This is a genomic window from Sorangium sp. So ce406 (assembly GCF_051474675.1).
In the GTDB taxonomy this organism is placed as follows: domain Bacteria; phylum Myxococcota_A; class Polyangia; order Polyangiales; family Polyangiaceae; genus Sorangium; species Sorangium cellulosum_G.
The window spans coordinates 4,525,163-4,539,701 of the sequence record NZ_CP150340.1; the positions used below are offsets into that span (position 1 = coordinate 4,525,163).

12 protein-coding genes are annotated in these 14,539 nt (G+C 72.2%); 2 read left to right on the top strand and 10 right to left on the bottom strand.

The features are described 5' to 3' along the window. Window position 1 precedes the first annotated feature (1 nt). From WME96_RS16445 to WME96_RS16460, 4 genes are all read right to left on the bottom strand, one after another. Entirely contained in the window at window positions 2-844 is an 843-nt protein-coding gene (locus WME96_RS16445) for a PfkB family carbohydrate kinase (RefSeq protein ID WP_437291059.1), read from the bottom strand. A gap of 101 nt (window positions 845-945) precedes the next feature. Next, window positions 946-2,544: a hypothetical protein gene (locus WME96_RS16450; protein ID WP_437291060.1), complete on the bottom strand. Its 1,599-nt coding sequence runs from the start codon at window positions 2,542-2,544 to the stop codon at window positions 946-948. Between the two features lie 146 nt (window positions 2,545-2,690). After that, window positions 2,691-3,671 carry a class I SAM-dependent methyltransferase gene (locus tag WME96_RS16455; RefSeq protein WP_437291061.1) on the bottom strand — a complete coding sequence of 327 codons (981 nt, stop codon included), beginning with the start codon at window positions 3,669-3,671 and terminating at the stop codon, window positions 2,691-2,693. Window positions 3,672-3,897: 226 nt separating this feature from the next. After that, window positions 3,898-4,668, bottom strand: a complete 771-nt coding sequence (locus WME96_RS16460; RefSeq protein ID WP_437291062.1) for an SDR family NAD(P)-dependent oxidoreductase — start codon at window positions 4,666-4,668, stop codon at window positions 3,898-3,900. A 118-nt stretch (window positions 4,669-4,786) separates the two neighbouring features. Between WME96_RS16460 and WME96_RS16465 the strand changes: the two genes are divergently transcribed. After that, a complete protein-coding gene (locus WME96_RS16465) occupies window positions 4,787-5,698 on the top strand; it encodes a LysR family transcriptional regulator (protein ID WP_437291063.1) in 912 nt (303 codons plus the stop codon). A 50-nt stretch (window positions 5,699-5,748) separates the two neighbouring features. On the opposite strand, the gene WME96_RS16470 is transcribed toward WME96_RS16465, so the two are convergent. Beyond that, window positions 5,749-6,609, bottom strand: a complete 861-nt coding sequence (locus WME96_RS16470; RefSeq protein WP_437291064.1) for an SDR family NAD(P)-dependent oxidoreductase — start codon at window positions 6,607-6,609, stop codon at window positions 5,749-5,751. Window positions 6,610-6,756: 147 nt separating this feature from the next. Between WME96_RS16470 and WME96_RS16475 the strand changes: the two genes are divergently transcribed. Then, window positions 6,757-7,653, top strand: coding sequence for an ATP-grasp domain-containing protein (locus WME96_RS16475; protein ID WP_437291065.1), 897 nt, complete (start codon window positions 6,757-6,759; stop codon window positions 7,651-7,653). Window positions 7,654-7,767: 114 nt separating this feature from the next. On the opposite strand, the gene WME96_RS16480 is transcribed toward WME96_RS16475, so the two are convergent. The 5 genes from WME96_RS16480 to WME96_RS16500 form a co-directional block, all read right to left on the bottom strand. Continuing rightward, a complete protein-coding gene (locus WME96_RS16480) occupies window positions 7,768-8,520 on the bottom strand; it encodes a hypothetical protein (protein ID WP_437291066.1) in 753 nt (250 codons plus the stop codon). Between the two features lie 19 nt (window positions 8,521-8,539). Then, complete coding sequence (locus tag WME96_RS16485) at window positions 8,540-9,634, bottom strand: TRAFAC clade GTPase domain-containing protein (protein ID WP_437291067.1); 1,095 nt, start codon at window positions 9,632-9,634, stop codon at window positions 8,540-8,542. 106 nt (window positions 9,635-9,740) lie between these two features. After that, entirely contained in the window at window positions 9,741-10,877 is a 1,137-nt protein-coding gene (locus tag WME96_RS16490) for a hypothetical protein (RefSeq protein ID WP_437291068.1), read from the bottom strand. Continuing rightward, window positions 10,877-13,645 carry a TonB-dependent receptor domain-containing protein gene (locus tag WME96_RS16495; protein WP_437291069.1) on the bottom strand — a complete coding sequence of 923 codons (2,769 nt, stop codon included), beginning with the start codon at window positions 13,643-13,645 and terminating at the stop codon, window positions 10,877-10,879. The genes WME96_RS16490 and WME96_RS16495 overlap by 1 nt, the downstream gene beginning before the upstream one ends. A 189-nt stretch (window positions 13,646-13,834) precedes the next feature. Next, window positions 13,835-14,518, bottom strand: coding sequence for a potassium channel family protein (locus tag WME96_RS16500; protein ID WP_061616550.1), 684 nt, complete (start codon window positions 14,516-14,518; stop codon window positions 13,835-13,837). Between the last annotated feature and the right edge of the window lie 21 nt (window positions 14,519-14,539).

The window sequence follows — 14,539 nt, forward strand, 5'->3', positions numbered from 1 at the left end:
TTCACGGCGCGACGAGGGGAGTCTGCGTCTCCAGCGGATCGATCCCCCGCAGCACCGCCGCCCCGTGCGGGCCGGCGCGGCGGCAGCCTTCCTCGACCGAGAGGCCGTGGGCGAGGAAGAACGTGAGCGCTCCCGCGAAGCTGTCGCCGGCGCCATAGTCGCCGACCACCCTGGCAGGCGCGGGCGGCGCGTCCACGAGCGTCGTGCCCCCGTCGCGGAGCACGCGCACCGGCCGCGGACCATCGGTGAGCACCAGCGCGCTCGGGCGCGGATCGTAGGCGTCGAGCGGCGCGTTCTCGCGCGGATCCTCGACGCTGCCGATGACCACCTCGGGCGCGACCGCCGCGGCCCGGAGCGCCGCGCTCCTGCGGGCGGTCACCACGAGCCGGCGCGCGGCGCGCGCGAGGCGCAGGCTCTCGGGATCGGCGCCGGTGAAGTACACGGCGTCGCAGTCGGCGAGGAGAGACCAGGGGAGGGGATCGGTCGCCGCGGGCTGGAGCGGGCTCCCGGTGACGATGATGGTGCGATGCCCGTCGGCGTCGACGACGATCACGACGCGCGGGTGGTCCACGCCGCGCCGCGCTGCGTGGATGTGGACGCGCTCGTTCGCGGCCCGGATGCGCTCCTCGACGGCCCGCGCCGCCTCGTCGCGCCCGAGCGCCGTGAACAGGTGGACCTCGGCGTCGCTCCGGCAGAGCTGCGCGAAGGCGACGCCGCCGCCCCCGCCGGGCAGGAAGCGCGTGTCTTGCAGGTGGACGATGTCGCCCGATCTCGGGATGCCCTCGGTGCGTCCGAGCGTCACGTGCTCCACGTGGCCCACAACGGCGATGCGCGGCGTCGTCATGCGGCTCGACATAGCACGGCCGCGCGGCGCGCAAGCACCGCCGCGCCGCGCGCAGCCGGCGGGCGGGCCGGCTGCGCGCGCCGAGGCTCACCGGGACGCGCTCACTCCCAGAGGTTCTGCATCACGTCGAGCGAGTCCACGTGCCACACGAAGAGATCGTCCTCGATGTAGTGCTCGTGCAGCTCGGCGCCGCACATCACGTAACCCTGGAGCGGGTCGCAGTGCGGGGCGCCGAAGAGGTGCCCGGTCTCGTGGACGGCGATGACCTGACTGCGGTTCAGCGACAGGTCGAAGCCGAACAGCCCGCTGACCTGCACGCCGAGCCACCCGCAGGCGCCGCCGCCGCCGAGCTCCGGCGTGAGGCCGACCAGGATGTCGAACCCGTGGTGATCGGGATCGGTGTAGTTGCCACCGGCCTCGTCGATATCCCAGTCTCGCGTCAGCCCGAGGGCCGTGCGCGCATAGGCGCCGACATGCTCGCAGAAACCGCCGCTCGACGGGTTCGAGGGGAGCCCGCCGATCGTGTGGAAGACCTGACGGACGCCCATCATCTGATCGAAGCCGCCCTGATGAAGCGCGTAGGTGCCGGAGCTCGATCCGGGGCTCGAGGGCGTGAACAGCTCGCTCGGCCTCGTGAACGCCTCGACAAGGTAGGCCTCGGCCGTGCCGGTGTACCCGATGGCGTTCAGGTACGCCTGGTCATAGACCACCGCATTGAAGATCACGTCGCTCGCGCCGATCGAGAAATTCTTGCCGGTGAAGGTGTTGTCGACGGACGCCGGGCCGCCCGCGGGCTCGACGCTCACGCCGGCGAGGGTGTAATCGCCGCGGCCGAGGGCAAACCGCTTGGCCTGCGCCGCGTCGACGAGGATCGGCCCCGACGTGAGCGTGACCTGCTGCGTCGCCCCGGCGGCGAGCGTCACGCTGACGGTGCCGGCCGAGACGCCCGTGAAATCGTTGAACCGGGCGCTCGTGAGGAGCGGCCGGAGCTCGACCGTGCCCGACGTGGCGCCGGTGTTGGTCACCGTGAGCGTGATCTTCAGCGGCTCGCCCTTCACCGGCGCCGCGCCCGACGCGTTGGTCACGACCGCGGCCGTGACATCGGCCTGGATCTGCGGAGCCACGTTGACGGCATCGAGCCGATCCAGGAGGTGCGGCCCGCTGCCGGACGGCACGTTGAGGCTGATGGAGAACGACAGGTCCGACGCCCCGCTGGACAGCGCCTGCTGGACGGCCGGGGGCACGTCGAACGCGAGCCGATGGAACGTGCCCTGCGCGAGGCCTGTCAGCGGCCTGGTCCCGAGGCTCTGCCACACGTTCTTCGACGGCGCCTGCACAGCGAGCGTGACCTCGCCGGCCCACCAGGGGTTCGGCTGCTGCGCCGGCACGCGCACGTCGAGCGAGACAGCGCTCTTGATCGGCTCGGTGATCGAGAGCGGCGCGCTCTGGATCACCGTGAATGCCGCGTTCGCGACCGAGAGCGCGCTGCTCCCCTCGCTGCGCGTGGCGCTCAGCGACAGCGAGCCCGCGCTGGCCGTCCATCCGCTCAGCGTCTCGAACCCGAGCGCCGCCGCCGCTCCGGCGCTGAGCGCCGAGTCAGCCTCCCCGCACTCCTCGCACGTGGCCGCGTCCTCCTCGACGACGCAACCCGGACCAAGGACACCCACGCACACCGCCGCCGCTGCGTACAGATAACGCATTCGAATCCTCCTCGAGCCAGCGTGGCCAGGCGCGACAGGCGCCCCGGCTCACGACGGCTCGATAGGTATCGTTCTGTGGGCGGTCAAGACACGCCCGCGGAGCGCATGACCCCATGAAACCAGCATGGGTGTTCGATGAAGTAGTGTTAAGAGCTATTGCTCTTCGTCGCGGCGGCTCGCGCCGCCAGCATCCAGGCCGGCGCCCACCAGTACGGGTAAAGCAGCCGGCGCTCGACGCGCGCGAAGCCGGCCTCCTGCAGCAGCGCCGCCCAGTCGTCGATGGGGTGCTCGAACGTCGTGCGGGTGGCGCCACGGTCCGCGTAGCCGAAGAGCACCGGCATCAGGAAGCCCTGCGCCACCACCTCGAGATCGGCGCCGGCGTACTCGGCCAGCCCCTCGCGGTAGCGCTCGAGCACGTGTCGCACGGTGTCCGGCGCGAGCGGCTCATCCATGCGCGGCGCGTCGAACTCGGCGACGAGCAGCACATCGCAGTGCGCGCGCGCCCAGCGGAGCAGCGCCGGCCTCTCGGCCGGAGCGATCGCGTGCAGGCAGAAGGTCGCCTGCGCCACCGCCCAGCGCCGCGACGCCATGCCGGGGTCCGCCGCCAGGTCCTGCAGCCGCCCGCCGAACGCCTCGAAGGCGACGCCCCGCGCCGAGAGCGCCGCGGCGCACCGCTCGAGCAGCGGCGCCGCCGGCTCCACCACCGTCACCCGCCGCACGGCCGGCGTCAGCGCGGGCAGCAGCGCCATCCCATCACCGGCGCCGATGTCGAGCAGATCGAACGGCGCCTCCGGGTACTGGCTGGCCAGCGCCGCGCTCGTCTCCCGGTACAGAGGCACATTGCCGCCCCCGCGGATGAAGGCGGCGAATCCCTCGGCGGACACATAGACGTTGCGCTTCCCCTCCCGGGCGACCCGGGCGAGGTGCGCCGCGGCCGCCTGGAACAGCACGTCCCCCGGCGACGCCTGCGCGGCGCGGGCGGCGAAGGCCGCCGCGTCCGGATAGCGCTCGTCGGAGAACGCCAGCATCGCGAGGTAGCAGAGGTCCTCCGGCGACGGCGCCGCCGCGGCGGCCGCCGCGGCGTCGAGCCCGCCGGCGCGGTGACAAGCCCAGATCCGTTCCAGCATGGTTCTCCTCTCGGCGCGGAATCGCCTGCTCGGCGCTCGAGCGGAGCCGGAGAGGGGCGCCGAGCGCGGAGGTCATGGCCTTGCCGTACCACGACCCCGCGCCCGCGGTCTCGATCCGCGGCGGCGGGTTGAAGGTGCCGTTCCCGAATACAAAGTTGACGGAGACGACACGCCCGGACCGGGCGACGCACGCGAGGCGCTTGCACCGCCCGGTCCGGGGCGCGCCTCAGAGCATCATCCCGCCGGACGCCTCGATGCGCTGGCCGTTGATCCACCCGCCTTCGGGCGACAGGAGCAGCGCGACCGCGCCGCCGATGTCGTCCGGGAGGCCGACCCGGCCGAGGGCCGTCTGGGCGGCGATCATCCTGTTGAGCTCGGCGTTGTCGCGCACGGCGCCGCCCCCGAAGTCGGTCTCGATCGCGCCCGGCGCGAGGACGTTGACCGTGATCTTCCGCGGTCCGAGCTCCTTCGCCATGTAGCGGGTGAGCACCTCGATGCCGCCCTTCATCGCGGCGTACGCGGCGTACCCGGGGAAGGTGAACCGCGCGAGCCCCGACGAGACGTTGAGGATCCGCCCCCCGTCCGCGATGAGCGGCAGGAGCTTCTGCGTGAGGAAGAACGTCCCCTTCAGGTGGACGTTCATGAGGGCGTCGAACTGCTCCTCCGTCGTCTCGGCGAAGCTCGCGTGGACGCCGATACCGGCGTTGTTCACGAGGTGATCGAGGCGATCGCGCCCGAAGCGGCCGGCGAGCTCCGCCTTCAGCGCCCCGGCGAACGCGTCGAAGCCGCGGACGTCGCCGACGTCGAGCGCGAGGGCCGCCGCCTTGACCCCCTTGGCCTCGATCTGCTTCACGACGTCCGTCGCCTCGGCCGCGTTGCTGCGGTAGGTGATGACGACGCCCACGCCGCGATCGGCGAGGTGGAGCGCCATGCTCTTTCCCAGGCCGCGGTTCCCACCGGTGATGAGGGCGACGGGGTTGCGCTTCGATGTGCTCATGGTCAGTTCCTTTCGCGGGTGACGCGGCCGCTCGCCGCTGTCTGCGCTGATGAATAGCGCTCCGTTCCCGGTTGAGAAAGGCCGGCAGATCCGACACACTGTTTCGACAGGCGAGACAATGAGCGTCGACCTCGAATCGCTGAAGATCTTCGTGAAGGTCGCGGAGCTCGAGAGCTTCACGCGGGCCGGCGAGCACCTCGGCATGCCCAAGGCGCGCGTGTCGCTGCGGCTGAAGGCCCTCGAGGCGGAGCTCGGCAGCCGGCTCCTCCAGCGCTCGACGCGCGTCGTGCGCCTCACGCCGGACGGGGAGGCGCTCCTCCCGCGGGCGCGGCGCCTCGTGCTCGAGGCCGACGACATCGGCGGGATGTTCCAGGCGGCGAGGGCCCTGCGCGGGCGCGTGCGGATCGATCTCCCGGTGAACTTCGCGCGCGACGTCATCATCCCGCGCCTGCCCGAGCTGCTCGCGCGCCACCCCGAGCTCGAGATCGTCCTCAGCACGACCGATCGACGCGTGGAGCCGCTGCGCGAGGGGTTCGACTGCGTCGTGCGCATCGGCCCCCCGGGCGACGCGGAGCTCGTCGGCCGCAGGCTCGGCGTCCTGCGGATGATGAACTGCGCGAGCCCGGCGTACCTGCGCAAGCACGGCACGCCCCGCCGGCTCGAGGATCTCGATCGGCACCTCATCGTGCATTACTCGTCGACGCTCGGCCCCGAGGCGCCGTCGTTCGAGTACCCCCACGACGGCGGCTACCGCGAGCGGCCGATGCGCAGCGCGGTGACGGTCAACAGCGCCGACGCCTACAGGGCGGCGTGCGTGGCGGGGCTCGGCATCATCCAGGCGCCGCGGGTGGGGATGCTCGAGGGCATCACCGCGGGCGCGCTCGTCGAGGTCCTGCCCGCCCTCACGTGCGCGCCCATGCCGGTCTCCCTCCTCCACACGCACGGCAGGAGCGTGCCGCGGCGCGTGCGCGCGGTGATGAGCTGGATCGCCGAGGTGCTCTCTCCGCACCTCGACGCGCTCGACCGCTGACCGCGCGGCGGCGCGCCGCCGCTGGCCAGGTCAGGCCGCGCGGGTGATCGTCAGCGCTTCGCCGCGCCGGCCATGAAGGCTGCGAACGCCTCTGCGTGGTCCGGGTGCCAGCGCGACAGCGCGGGTCGATTCCGGATCAGATCGTCGGCCGCCCACTGGATGCGGCGCTCGTCGATCTCGCGCGTCACCGCGTTGTCGGGGCACAGGATATAGAAGTCGCCGCGACCCATGCTGTCGATCATCAGGTCCACCACCTGATCCGCGGTCCATGCCTCGGCCGGCTTCTCCGGGCCTCGCGCGGTCATCCCGGTGAACGTGTAGCCGGGGATCAGGAGGTGGGCGGTGATCTTGCTGCCGGCGACGTTGCGGAGCTCGTGAGCGAGCTGCTCTGTCAGCACCTTCACGCCGGCCTTGCTGACGTTGTAGGCGGCGTCGCCCGGCGGGGTGGTGATGCCCTGCTTCGAACCCGTGTTGACGATGGCGCAGGGGGTCCCTTGCGCGAGCATCGCCTCGGTGAACGTCTGCACGCCGTTGATCACGCCCCAGAGGTTGACCTCGATGAGGCGCCGCCAGCGCTCGTGGTCCTTCCACGGCTTGGCGCCGTTGCCGATACCGGCGTTGTTCATCAGGACCGCGACCTCGCCGAACGCGTCGTAGGCGACCTGCTTGAGGCGCTGCACGTCCTCGAGCCGGGCGACGTCGGTGGGCACCGCCCGCACGTCGTCCTTGCCGCCGGCCGCGACGGCGGCCACGCTCGCGGCGGCCTCGTGGAGCGCCGGCCCGTCGAGGTCGGCGAGGCAGACCTTCAAGCCCATGCGCGCGAAGCGGCTCGCGGCGGCGAGGCCGATGCCGCTCGCCGCGCCGGTCACCACGGCCACGCGGCCGGGCGTCAATGCGGGGTGGTCATTCACTGGGGATCTCCGTCATGCGTTGCGGCCGCGCCGTGGTGGCGCGACGGCCGCGGCGAGTGTAAAGGGCGTCGGCGCGCTCAGCCACCTTCTCGGGCGCCCGTCGCCGCCCGACGCCGGCCGCTCGTTCCCGTGCCGCGAGAGAGCTCCATGATCCTTCTCTTCTGCTCCGACCCGCTCGCCCCTCGCCAGCCCGACAGCGCGTTCGCCAGCGAGGCGGACGCCGCCCGTGGCCTTGGCCTCGACATCGGGCTCATCGACTACGAGGCGCTCGTCGCCGGCGACCGCCGCGCGGCCGTCCGCCGCGTGCCGGAGGCGCAGGGTCAGGATGCGGTCTACCGCGGCTGGATGCTCCGGCCCGGCGTGTACGCGGACCTGCACGGCGCCCTCGCTGCCCGCGGCGTGCGCCTCGTCAACGATCCCGACGCCTACGCGCGCGGCCACCACCTCCCGGGCTGGTACCCCGCGCTCGAAGGCCACACGCCCCGCTCGATCTGGCTCCCGGTTCAGGGCGACATCGCGATGGATGACGTGATGACCCTCCTCGGCCCCTTCGGCGACGGCCCTGTCCTGCTGAAGGACTTCGTGAAGTCGAGAAAGCATGAGTGGGCCGAGGCGTGCTTCATCCCTGCGGCCTCCGACCGCGCCGCGGTCGAGCGCGTCGTGCGCCGCTTCCTCGAGCTCCAGGGCAGCGATCTCGAGGGCGGCCTCGTCTTTCGTGAGTTCGTCGAGCTCGCGCCGGCGGGGCGGCACCCGAAGAGCGGGATGCCGCTCGCCCGCGAGCACCGGATCTTCCTCCTCGACGGCGAGCCGATCGCCTCGCTGCGCTACTGGGACGAGGCCGAGTATGCAGCGGAGACGGCGCCGCTGGCCGAGCTGCGCGCGCTCGCGGCGCGCGTGAAGAGCCGGTTCTTCACGCTGGATGTGGCCGAGCTCCTCCACGGCGGCTGGACGGTCATCGAGGTGGGCGACGGACAGGTCTCGGGCTTGCCGGACCACGCGGATCGTCGCGCGTTCTACCAGGCGCTCGCCGCGCGCCTCGGCTGATCCACGGCAGTCCGGCGGAGACGGGAGGCGCATGCAACGAGCTCGGCGTCGGATGCGCGCGAGTCTGGTGCTCGCTCCGGGACGACCGGTCTCCGTGAACACCGCGCCAAGGGCTCAGCCCAGGTGAATCACCCCCCCGCACGCCATCAATTGATGGACGGCGACGAGCATCATCACGAGCGCCGTGAAGCACCCGAACCCCCGGCGCACTCCGCCGCGCCTTGTCCCCGCCACGGCCCCGCCCGCCACAACCAGGCTTACCCCGCTCGCCGGCTCAGGAGACTTTTTTTTTATCGTCGCCCCCCTCTTCCACCGCACGTCCTGGTGCGACGACGCCGCCTCCCCCTCGATCAGCGCCACCGGCGGCGTGCGCTTCACGATCGCCATCGCGCTCGCCGCCCGGCTCTCCTGATGGCTCCGCTTCCAGGCGCGGATCGCCTCCTCGGGCAACCCGAACACCTCGCTGGACCCGTACGTCGCCGCGAGCCCCTCGAGCACGCGAAGATGCCAGTCCGCCGGGACCGCCGCAGGCAGCGTATCGACCTCCTCCGGCGGGATCGGCGGGAACCAGACCGCGAAGTGCTGAACCTGCCGCCCGGTCCAGTCCCTCCGCGCCGGATCGAGGAACCGCGCCGCCACGTACGCGAACGCGCGCGGGCCCTCCCGCCCGCGCCCGTCGACCTCGAGCAGGCCATAGCGCAGCTCTCCCGCGCCCGCGTCGGCGTCGCCGAGCATCGCCTCGAGCGTGGTGAGCCAGGCGGGGAGCGCCGGGATCTCGGGCACGCAGATGAACTCGTAGTCCCAGTGCTCGCCGCGCGTCCTCCAGAGGAGGCGCGATGTATCGACGGTGCGGGCGGGGGCGGGCACGGGCGCGAGCATAACGGCCCTACTGGTTCTGGTGGTAGGCCCGCAGCCCCTCGTCGTCGCGCAGGGCCGCCACCATGCCGGTCAGGACCGCCTTGAACGTGTCGCCCCTCCGGATCGCGTCCTCGCGCGCCTTCTTCAGCCGATCGACCCGGGTGCTCGCGAAATCCTTGATCGAGACGAACCTCAGGATCTTGCTCACGATCTGGTACCGCTTCGGCAGGAAGTCATCCACGGAATCGACGAACTGCATGAGATCGCGCAGGCCCTGGAAAAACGTCTCCTTGGCCGACTTCTCCTTGCGCGAGGCCTGCGCCTCGCGGACAGCGCCCTCGACCGTGCTCACCAGGACCGCGGGGGCGAGGGTGCGCACGCCGAGCGACGTCCTCGGGTCGACCTGCGCGTGCGCGTGTGCGTTGACTGGCGCGGCGACCGACGAGAGCAGCATGAAGCGGTGCCCGAACGCGTGCTCGGCGCGGAGCACGGCGCAGAGCTTCGCGAGCTGATCGTCGGCGTCGCGGCAGACCTCGCGCTCGAAGTCCCTCGCGCTGTACTCCGGCGGGAACAGGTCGGCCTTGCTGAGGGCGAGGATCCACTCGCGCGGGAAGCTCACCTCCTCGCCCGCGGCGGCGCTCGTCCGGCGCAGCCGATCGCACTCGTCCGCGAAGTGCTCGAAGAGCCACCGGATGTACCCGGTGCCCTCGCTCCGGTACTTCGCGCCGTCCGCGAGCAGGATGCCCACCTGGCTCATGCCCAGCCGGAGCAGGCCCTGGCGCATCGCCTCGCGCTCGTCCGCGTCGACAGGCTCTTCCTCCCACCAGCGCCCGGGGTAATCGTACCAGTGGATGCGGACCGCCGGCTCCGGCAAGTCCCGCGGGAAGAAGTCGAACTCGATCTCGTCGAAGCGCGTGCTGCCCTCCGGGAACCGGCCCTCCTCGAGGCGGTAGAAGCGCCCGAGGAGCCGGTTGCCCTGCGCCTTGTTGACCGCCTGGATCTTGTACGCGTACTCCTGCTGGAACGAGGGCTGCGTCTGCGCCCGGTAAAAGGCCGCGAGGAGGACCGTCTTGCCGGCGCCGGAGGCGCCGAACACGGCGACGTGCAGATCGAGGGGCGGCATGGCGGGTGCGATACGGGAGCGCGCGCCCCGGCACAAGCGCTCCCCGCGCGGCGCCGGCCCGCGCTCCCACGGAGCCCGCCCGGCCGCCGGCGCCGCGACGCCCGCGCTACTCCGCCACCCGCACCTGGCGCCGGAAGACGCTCGATCCGCCCCGCGTGTCGTGGACCACCGCCCACAGCGACACGACCCCCGCCTCCGCGGGCGGCGTCCACGTCGTGCCGTGGTCCGCGATGAACCCTCGCGTCGTGTCGCTCACGAGCCGCCTGGCGCCGTCGAACCCGCCCCCGTCGGTGTAGTAGTCGACCCAGATCGCCTCGCGCACGGGCGGCCCGCCGAGCCCGGCAGTCTCGACGTCCACCTCGGCGACGTCCCCCACGACCGCGTCGATGTCGTAGGCCGTGCACTCGTCGGCCCCCGTGCCCGGCGGGCTGCAGCCCTGGGCCTGCCCGGACTCGTCCGGCCGAGCGCACCGCTGCACGACGGGCAAACCGTCCTCGTCCTTCTCGAGCTCGGTGTCCCCGCGCTTCACCGTGAGGTCCGTGATCGGCGGGTTCTCGTTGCGGCGCCGGTCCGCGAACACATAGACCTGCGTGTAGCCCACGACGAAGCTGTCCGCGCCGAGCACCGCCCCGTCCTCGCCGACGCACTCCAGCGGAAACCCGGCCTCGAGCGGCGATGACGCCACGCGCGTCGTGCCGGCGCACACGGTGAAGAACACGTAGGCGCTCGCCTCGACGCTCCCTGTCTCGGTGGGCCGCGCGCCCTCGAAGATGTCGTCGGGCAGCAGCATCTTGAACCTGGACTTGCCAGGCTCGCCGCTCTCCTCCGCCTTCATGTCGTCCCGATCGAAGAGCCTCGCCGCGCCTTCCGTCTCCTCGTTCTCGCCGGTGTCCGCCGCGCCGCCGGCGGCGAACGCCGCCGCCGCGCCGAGGAGCTGCGGCAGGCACCCGATGTGCTCGTCGATCCCGATGGGCGGGTTCACGCAGCCGCCGAGCCACGTGATCTCGACCGGCCGCGGGCCCGCGCCCTCGCCCGGCGCGTCGGCGTAGGTCATCTCGAACGTCACGCCCTCGCCGACCGGCGTCGCCGCGTAGGGCCTGTCCGCCGTCACAGCGAGGACGCGGAGCCCCTCCACCTCGGACGAGGGCGCGAAGTTGGCCCCCGCGCAGCAGGGGGCGCCCAGGGCCAGGGTCGCGAGCGCGGCGAGCAGCGCGCGGCGCGCGGGCAGTGCGGTCCGTTTCATCAGAAGTCTCCTCGCAGCCCGAGCGTGGGCAGGAAGGGGAGCCCCGTCACGTACTCCCGATTCGAGTAATTGAAGTTGTAGCTGATGCCCTCCGCGGCAGCGTGGTTGTAGACGTTCTGCACGTCGAGGTAGAGCCCGAGCTGCCACGTCTTGAACCGCCACGTCTTGTCGGCGCGGATGTCGAGCTGATGAAAGAGCGGCATCCGCTCGCTGTACTCGCCCCCGAGCGGGAACGGCGAGTAGCGCGCCGAGGAGGCGTGGTAGACCGCGTTGACCCGGTTCGGATTGCACCCCTTCTCCTCCGGATCGCAGACATAGGGCGTCTGCAGGTTGCCCGACACGAGGCGGAAGCGCGCGCCGAGCTCCCAGCCGCGGCCGAGCCGCAGGCTCCCGAGCACGGTCAGGACATGGGGCTGGTCGAACGGCATGGGGTGCTCCTCCTCGCCGGGGCCGTCGGTGCGCATCGACCGGGAGAGCGTGTAGGCCGCCCAGCCGAAGAAGCGCTCGTCGGGCTTGTACTTCAGGAGCACCTCGCCGCCGACGGCGTAGCCGGTGCCGTCGTTGGCGTAGCCTTCCTTCTCGGGAGAGAAGACCACCAGCCGATCGAGCGCCTTGTAGAACCCCTCGACCGTCACGTTGATCTGCTTCGTGATCTCCTGCTCCACCCCGAGGCCGTAATGGACAGCGCGGTTCGACTTGAGCCCCGCGGTGCCGAACGGCTCGATGGCCTCCTGGAACTGGGGCGCCTGGTGGTAGAGGCCCACGCCGCCCTTGACCGTCGTCCGCGGGAAGTCGCTCCGCACGTCGTAGCGCCCGTTGATCCTCGGGCTCACGTCGAACGTGCGCGTGTCGAGCGCGTAGTCGAGCCGCACCCCGGGGACGAGCCGCGCGCGCGGCGAGGGGACGACCTCGAACTCGGCGTAGGCGGCCGGCCGGGAGTACGCGCCGTCGAACGACTGGTCCTGGAACGGGGCCAGCGAGAACGGCTGGTTCGACGGGTGGCCGGCCGGCGACCGCGCCGGCGCGCGCACGTTGACCGTGGCGATGCCGCCGGAGAGATCGGCCCCGACGTTCATCGTGAGGTACCGCGCGAACCGGTGCGACAGCTCCAGCCGGAGGTCGAGCGACGTCGACGTGATGTTGAAGGTGAGGGGAGTTGCCTCGAAGTCGACGACGTCGCGGCCGAGGGCGAGCGACCAGAGGAGCCGATCGCGGCTCCCCAGGCGGTTCTCGTAGCTGAACTGCAAGCGCTGGAACGCCGTGTGGAACCCGAAGTCGCCCGTCAGCGCCGGCTCGTCCTCGGGCGGGTTGTCCAGCGTGATCTCGAAGCCGTCGTCCGATCCGTAGAAGCTCGCGCGCACGCGCTCGGCCGGCGAGGGGCGGCCCTCGAGGACGAACTGGTAGTCGTAATAGACGGGCGCCTGCGTGACGCTGGAGCCCGCCTCCTTGAGCACCGGCCCGAGCCACGCGTCGACCCAGCTCCGCCGGCCTGCGGCGATGAACGTCCAGTCCTTCAGGAACGGGACGGGCCCCTCAAGGAGCACGCGGCCGTCGATGAGGTCGAGCTGGACGACGCCGTGGTACTTGCCGTCCTGCTTCGGCGAGCGGAGCCCGACGTCGACGATGCCGCCCATGGCGCGGCCGTACACGGCGCTGAAGTTGCCCGGGTAGAAGTCGATCTTCTCGAGCATCTCGGTCGGGACGACCGAGGAGAGACCGCCGAAGTGGTAGATGATCGGCACCGGGGTGCGGTCGATGAACGTGAGCGTGTCCTGGGGCGCGGACCCGCGCACGATGAGCAGCCCGAAGCCGCTGCGCGCGACGCCGGGGAGGCTCTGGAGCGATCGCAGCGCGTCGCCGCCGGTGCCGGGGATGCGGTCGATCTCGCGGCGCTCGAGCGTCCTCCGGGTCACCTCGCGCGGCGGGCGCTCCCCCTCGACGGTCACCTCGAGGCCCGCCGGCGCCTTGCCGTCCTTCGGCGTTGCGAGCGAGATGCGGTAGCGCACCTCGATCGCCTCGCCGGCCGCGATCTCCTCGTCGGCCGCGAACGGCGCGAACCCCACGGCGGCGACCTCGACGCGGTACTTGCCGGGCGGGAGGTTCTTGAAGCGGAACTTGCCCTGCTGGTCGGTCTTCGCCTCGTCGCGGCCGCCGTCGGGGCGCAGGAGGCTGACCGCGACGTCCGGGAGCGGCTCGCCGGTGCCCGCGGCCATGACCGTCCCGACCACGGTCTCGACGTCGGCCGGGGGCGCTGGCGCGGCCGCTTCGGCGGGCTTCGGCGTGAGCGTGAACGCGTAGCGGTAGAGGATCCGGGACGGCGCCGGCGTGCCGTCCGGGCGCCGCGCCGGCTCGAACACGAGGCCGGGCGCGGCGGCGAGCGCGGCCTCGTCGAACCCGTGTCCGCCCGGCGTCGCGACCTCGGCCTTGGTCACGCGCCCGGTCCGGTCGATGTCGAGCTTGAGGATGACGCTCCCCTCGACGCCGGCGCGCTGGGCCTCCTCGGGATACGCGGGCGGAGCGTACGTGACGAGCTTCGGCTCGGAGGCGGCGGCGGGCGGCGGCTGGGGCGTGCCCGGCTCGGGGACGACGACGGCGCCCGCGCCGCCGCGGGGGACCGAGGCGCCGCCCGGGTCCCCGTCCGCGGGCGGAGGCTCCGCCGGAGGCGCGCCGGCGGGCTGCGCGCGCGCCGCGCTGCCGGCGAGGGCGACCGCGAGCAGCAGCGCTTCGGAGACGAGGAGGCGCATCGCAGAGGGCGCTGTGGAAGGCATGCGCCGCCCCTCTCGCATGACCGGCGCGAGGCGAGAAGATGCGTCGCGAGGCCGGAGCGTGCTTCGTTCGGCGTGCGGTTCCAGCGTACCGCGCTTCGCGGTCGCGCTTCACGGGCGCACGTCTGCGGTGATGTGTGCGGCCTTGCCGCGCCGCCGGTGCGGCGATCTCCGGTCGTCCAGCGTCGGTGATCAGCCCCCGACCTCGGCCACGAAGCGGCTCACGTCGTCGCTGTCGCCCACGAGCAGCAGCGTGTCGCCGTCGCGGATCACGTAGTCCGGCGTGGGCGCCTCGAGGCGCGGCTTGTCGGCGGGCAGCTTGCTCGTGTGCGGCCGCACGCCGAGCACGTTGATCCGGTAGCGCTGGCGGATCTTCGAGCCCGCGAGCGTCTGTCCGACGAGCGGCCCGTGGGCGCTCCAGGGGACCACGCGGTAGTGGCTGGCGAGGTCGAGCAGGTCCTGGGCGAGCGGCGTGGTGATGTCGGCGCCGACGCGGCGGCCCATCTCGGTCTCGATCTGGATGACGCGGGTCGCGCCGACGGCGCGCAGGATGTCGGCCTGGCGGTCGGTGGCGGCGCGGGCGATGACCTCGCGCACGCCCATGCGGACGAGGGAGGCCACGCAGAGCACCGACGGCTCGAAGTGCTCGCCGAAGGTCACGATCGCGGTCTCCACGTACTGCGCGCCGATCCCCTCGAGCACCTTGTGGACGGTGGCGTCGCCGACGAACGCGGCCGAGGTCTTGTCCTTCACCGCGTCGACGGCCTCGGGGTTGTTGTCGACCGCGATCACCTCGGCCCGGTTCTTCCAGAGGGTCTCCACGATGGACGTGCCGAACCGGCCGAGCCCGATGACAAGGACGCTCTTCGATTTCATGGCCTCAGGTCGCGCGCCGCT